The following is a 4,322-nucleotide window of genomic DNA, read 5'->3' on the forward strand; positions in this document are numbered from 1 at the left end:
GCCGGGTGTCGCTGCGGATCACCCAGCCGCTGTTCGTCGACGACTACGGCCGCAACCGGCTGACCGGCGGCTTCATCCTGGTGGACGAGGCCACCAACGGCACCGTCGGCGCCGGCATGATCATGGAACTGGCGGAAGGGAGACGGGCATGGCCGGCCGGCCGCGCGATCCCGGCATAGACGGCGCCGTCATCGCGGCGGCCGCCGACCTGCTCGCCCGGCAGGAGCTCGCCACGCTGCCGATGGAGGCGGTCGCCGAGCGGGCAGGGGTGGCCAAGAGCACGGTCTACCGGCGCTGGGCGAACGGCGACGCCCTCATCGCCGACACCGTCGACTCCCTCGACCGGCCGCCGCCCGGCCGGCCGGGAGCGAGCCTGGCCGAGGATCTCGCCCGCTTCGTCGAGTCGCTCCGCCCCGTCGCACGGCTGCTGCCGAGTCTCAACCTCCTCGCCAGGCGGAACCCCGGCACGCAGACCCGGCTCGTGGCCCTCATCGACGGACGCCGGCTCTTTCTGGAGGAGGCACTGGCCAGAGCGGAGAGCCGGGGCGAGCTCCGCGACCGTCCGGATTCGACATCGCTACTCCACCTGCTCATCGCCGCGGCCTCTCACGACGCCTCCGAAACCGCCGTACGTCTTCTCATTCGAGGGCTACGCGCCACGGAAGCCGCACAATGAATGGCCACCGAAACGCGACGAATTCCGCAATGGGACCAATACATCAAGTAAACGCTGTGTCCAAGTCGCCAAGAATAAAATTGTGTAAATTCCTCCGGATGAAGGCTCAGAGTTCGACCTGGCCGGTGACGCACGTGACGACGGCGCCGCCGACCCAGACGTTCTCCTCGGCGTCGGTGGAGACGTGCACGCGCCCGGAACGCCCGAGCGCGGTGCCCTGGCTCGCCACGTACGGGGCCTTCACCCGGCCCTCCCGCAGCAGCCACTGGGCCAGGGAGGCGTTCAGGCTCCCCGTCACGGGGTCCTCCACGGTCGCGCCCTGGAGCGGGAAGAACGCCCGCACCTCGAACGCGCACTCCGCCCCCTCCGGGTACGGCCCCGCGACGCCCACGTCCACCGGCACCGTGCCCGGCCGCAGCGCCAGCACCGACTCGGCGTCCGCGAGCAGCACCGCCACCCAGCCCGGCCCGTTGTCGGCCCACTCCACGGCCACCATGGCGTTCCGCGCGATCCCTAGCGACTCGGCGATCCGCTCCACCAGCGGCTCCTCCACCGGCCCGGAGCGCACGAGCGGCGGCGCCTGGAACGCCAGCCCTTCGCCGGTCCTGCGCACCCGCACCAGTCCGGCACCGCATTCCTGGACGATCTCGCCGGCCTGGCGCGGTGCTCCCCCTGCCTCCAGCCAGGCGTGACACGTTCCCAGAGTGGGATGGCCCGCGAAGGGCAGCTCCGTGGCCGGCGTGAAGATCCGCACCCGGTAGTCGGCCTCGGGCGTGCCCGGGGGCAGCAGGAAGGTGGTCTCGGACAGGTTCGTCCAGGCGGCGAACCGCTGCATCTGCTCCGTGCTCAGTCCCTCGCCGTCCAGCACGACCGCGAGCGCGTTGCCGTGGTACGGCGTGGCGGTGAACACGTCGACCTGAGTGAAAGCGCGCAACATATGTCGGAGTCTCCCAGACAGGTCTTTCCCCGTTAACACGCCACCCCCAGACTGTACGGTGTGGCGGACTTTGATGTTGTGGTCCTGGGTTCCGGACCTGGTGGGCAGAAGGCCGCGATCGCGGCGGCGAAACTCGGCAAGCGCGTCGCGATCGTCGAGAAACGACACATGATCGGCGGGGTGTGCATCAACACGGGAACCATCCCGTCGAAGACCCTGCGCGAGGCGGTCCTCTACCTCACCGGGCTCAACCAGCGCGAGCTGTACGGCGCCAGCTACCGCGTCAAGGACGAGATCACGGTCACCGACCTGGGCATGCGCACCCAGCACGTCATCGGCCGCGAGATCCAGGTGATCCGCAGCCAGCTCGGCCGCAACCACGTGACGGTGCTGCACGGCACCGGCCGGTTCCTGGACCCGCACACGATCGGGATCACCGGCGACGAGGAGAAGGAGGAGAAGAAGGTCACCGCAGAGAAGATCGTGATCGCCACCGGCACGTCGCCGGCCCGCCCGGACAGCGTCGAGTTCGACGACAGCACGGTCATCGACTCCGACGCGATCCTGCACCTCAACCGGGTGCCCGAGACGCTCGTCGTGGTCGGGGCCGGGGTCATCGGCATCGAGTACGCCTCCATGTTCGCCGCCCTCGGCACCAAGGTGACGGTGGTGGAGCGGCGCGAGCGCATGCTGGAGTTCTGCGACCTGGAGATCGTCGAGGCGCTGAAGTACCACCTGCGCGACCTGGCGGTGACCTTCCGGTTCGGGGAGAACGTCGCCGCCGTCGAACGCCGCCCGGGCGGCGCGCTGACCCTGCTGGAGAGCGGCAAGAAGATCCCCGCCGACTGCGTCATGTACTCGGCCGGGCGCCAGGGCAAGACCACCGAGCTGTGCCTGGAGGCCGCGGGCCTGGCCGCCGACGCGCGGGGCCGGATCAAGGTGGACGAGAACTACGCCACGGCCGTACCGCACATCTACGCGGTCGGCGACGTGATCGGCTTCCCCGCGCTGGCGGCCACCTCGATGGAGCAGGGCCGGCTGGCCGCCCAGCACGCGTGCGGCGAGCCGGTCGAGGAGCTGGCCGACCTGCCGCCCATCGGGATCTACACGATCCCGGAGATCAGCTTCGTCGGGAAGTCCGAGGACGAGCTGACCCGTGACAAGATCCCGTTTGAGGTGGGCATATCCCGGTACCGGGAGCTGGCCAGGGGGCAGATCATCGGGGACTCGTACGGGATGCTCAAGCTGCTCGTCTCGTCCGAGGACCGGCGGCTGCTCGGCGTCCACGTGTTCGGCACGGGGGCGACGGAGCTGGTGCACATCGGGCAGACCGTCATGGGGTGCAACGGGACCGTGGACTACCTGGTCAACGCCGTGTTCAACTATCCGACGCTGGCGGAGTCGTACAAGGTGGCGGCGCTGGACGCGATGAACAAGATGCGGGTGATCGCCCGGCTCACGGCCGGCATGTGAGCCGGGTCAGAACACGGTGCCCCCCGCCCGCGCCACCCGAGGTCGGGAAATAGGGATATATCCCTACGTCCCTGGGCGTTCTGCTCGCTACGCTCCTCCTGGTTCATCTACGGGAGGCGTGCGTGCGGAGCAAGGCCGTGGGGAGGTGGCTGCCGGGCTTCCTGGTGCTGGCGGCCATCTGGGGCAACAGTTTCTTCTTCATCAAGGTCGCGGTGGGGTCACTGCACCCGCTTCAGGTGTCGTTCGGGCGGATGGCCGTCGGCGCCGCCGTCCTGCTCGTCGCCCTCGCGATCAGCCGGAACCCGCTCCCCCGCGATCCCGGGCTCTGGGGTCACTTCCTCGTCGCCTCCGTCGTGCTCACCACGCTGCCCTTCACACTCTTCGCATACGGGGAGCAGTACGTCTCGTCCGTGGTGGCCTCGATCTGGAACGCCACGACTCCGCTGTGCACGCTGGCCTTCACGCTCATCCTGCGGGCCGAGCGGTCGACGCCGAGCCGGGTGACCGGGCTCGGGCTGGGGTTCGCCGGCGTCATGGTCGTGCTCGGGGTGTGGCAGCCGATGGACGGCGGGCAGCTCGGCGGCAGCCTGGCCTGCTTCGGGGCGGCGCTGTGCTACGGGGTCGGGGGCGCCTACATGGGGCGGTTCATCACCGGGCGCCGTCCGGAGCCGGCCGTGGTGCTGGCCACGGGGCAGCTTGTCGCGGGGACCGTCCAGCTTGCCGTGATCACGTTGGTGGCGGGGGTGCCGCTGGTGGACCTCGGGGCGCCGGCCGAGGTCTGGTGGAGCCTGGCGGCGCTCGGAGGGCTGGGGACGGGGCTGGCGTACCTGTTGCTGTACTGGGTGCAGGCGCAGGCGGGGGTGACGACCACGTCGACGGTGACCTACCTGCTGCCGGTGTTCGCGGCGGGCTCCGGGGTGGTGGTGCTGGGCGAGACGATCAGCTGGAACCAGCCGATGGGCGCGGTGATCATCCTCATCGCCATCGCCCTGGCCCAGGGCGCGTTGAACCGCCCCCGCAAGCGTGCCGCGGTCCCGGCCGCCTGACGCCCGCCGTTAGTCGGCCGATCGGCCCTGGACAAGAGCGAAAGCCGGTTCGGGCACAGACCGGCACACGCAGGCCGTGAGCGGCGCGGTCGGACCGAGGACGCGGCCCGAACCGCGGATTGGCGCCGCCGGGCCGGGGATGTTCGGGCGGGCCCGGCGGGCTTGTGGGTGGTCAGTCTGGCTCTTCTTC

Annotated in this window: 5 protein-coding genes; 4 read left to right on the top strand and 1 reads right to left on the bottom strand. The window is 70.2% G+C overall.

Annotated elements, in window-relative coordinates:
- Positions 1–179: elongation factor 1-alpha C-terminal domain-related protein (locus tag EJK15_RS78370; RefSeq protein WP_420847192.1), on the top strand; the 179-nt coding region annotated here is incomplete at its 5' end.
- The gene (locus EJK15_RS67870) at positions 149–676 is read left to right on the top strand and encodes a TetR/AcrR family transcriptional regulator (protein WP_138720700.1); all 528 of its coding nucleotides are present in this window, start codon (positions 149–151) and stop codon (positions 674–676) included. The genes EJK15_RS78370 and EJK15_RS67870, both read left to right, overlap by 31 nt.
- Before the next feature lie 106 nt (positions 677–782).
- On the opposite strand, the gene EJK15_RS67875 is transcribed toward EJK15_RS67870, so the two are convergent.
- Positions 783–1,613 carry a PhzF family phenazine biosynthesis protein gene (locus EJK15_RS67875; RefSeq protein ID WP_138720701.1) on the bottom strand — a complete coding sequence of 277 codons (831 nt, stop codon included), beginning with the start codon at positions 1,611–1,613 and terminating at the stop codon, positions 783–785.
- Between the two features lie 60 nt (positions 1,614–1,673).
- Between EJK15_RS67875 and sthA the strand changes: the two genes are divergently transcribed.
- Complete coding sequence (gene sthA / locus EJK15_RS67880) at positions 1,674–3,086, top strand: Si-specific NAD(P)(+) transhydrogenase (protein WP_138720702.1); 1,413 nt, start codon at positions 1,674–1,676, stop codon at positions 3,084–3,086.
- A 122-nt stretch (positions 3,087–3,208) separates the two neighbouring features.
- Positions 3,209–4,132 (top strand): DMT family transporter, encoded by a 924-nt coding sequence (locus tag EJK15_RS67885; RefSeq protein WP_206062296.1) that lies wholly within the window; start codon positions 3,209–3,211, stop codon positions 4,130–4,132.
- Positions 4,133–4,322 lie beyond the last annotated feature (190 nt).

The organism is Nonomuraea basaltis (assembly GCF_005893125.1).
GTDB lineage: Bacteria > Actinomycetota > Actinomycetes > Streptosporangiales > Streptosporangiaceae > Nonomuraea > Nonomuraea basaltis.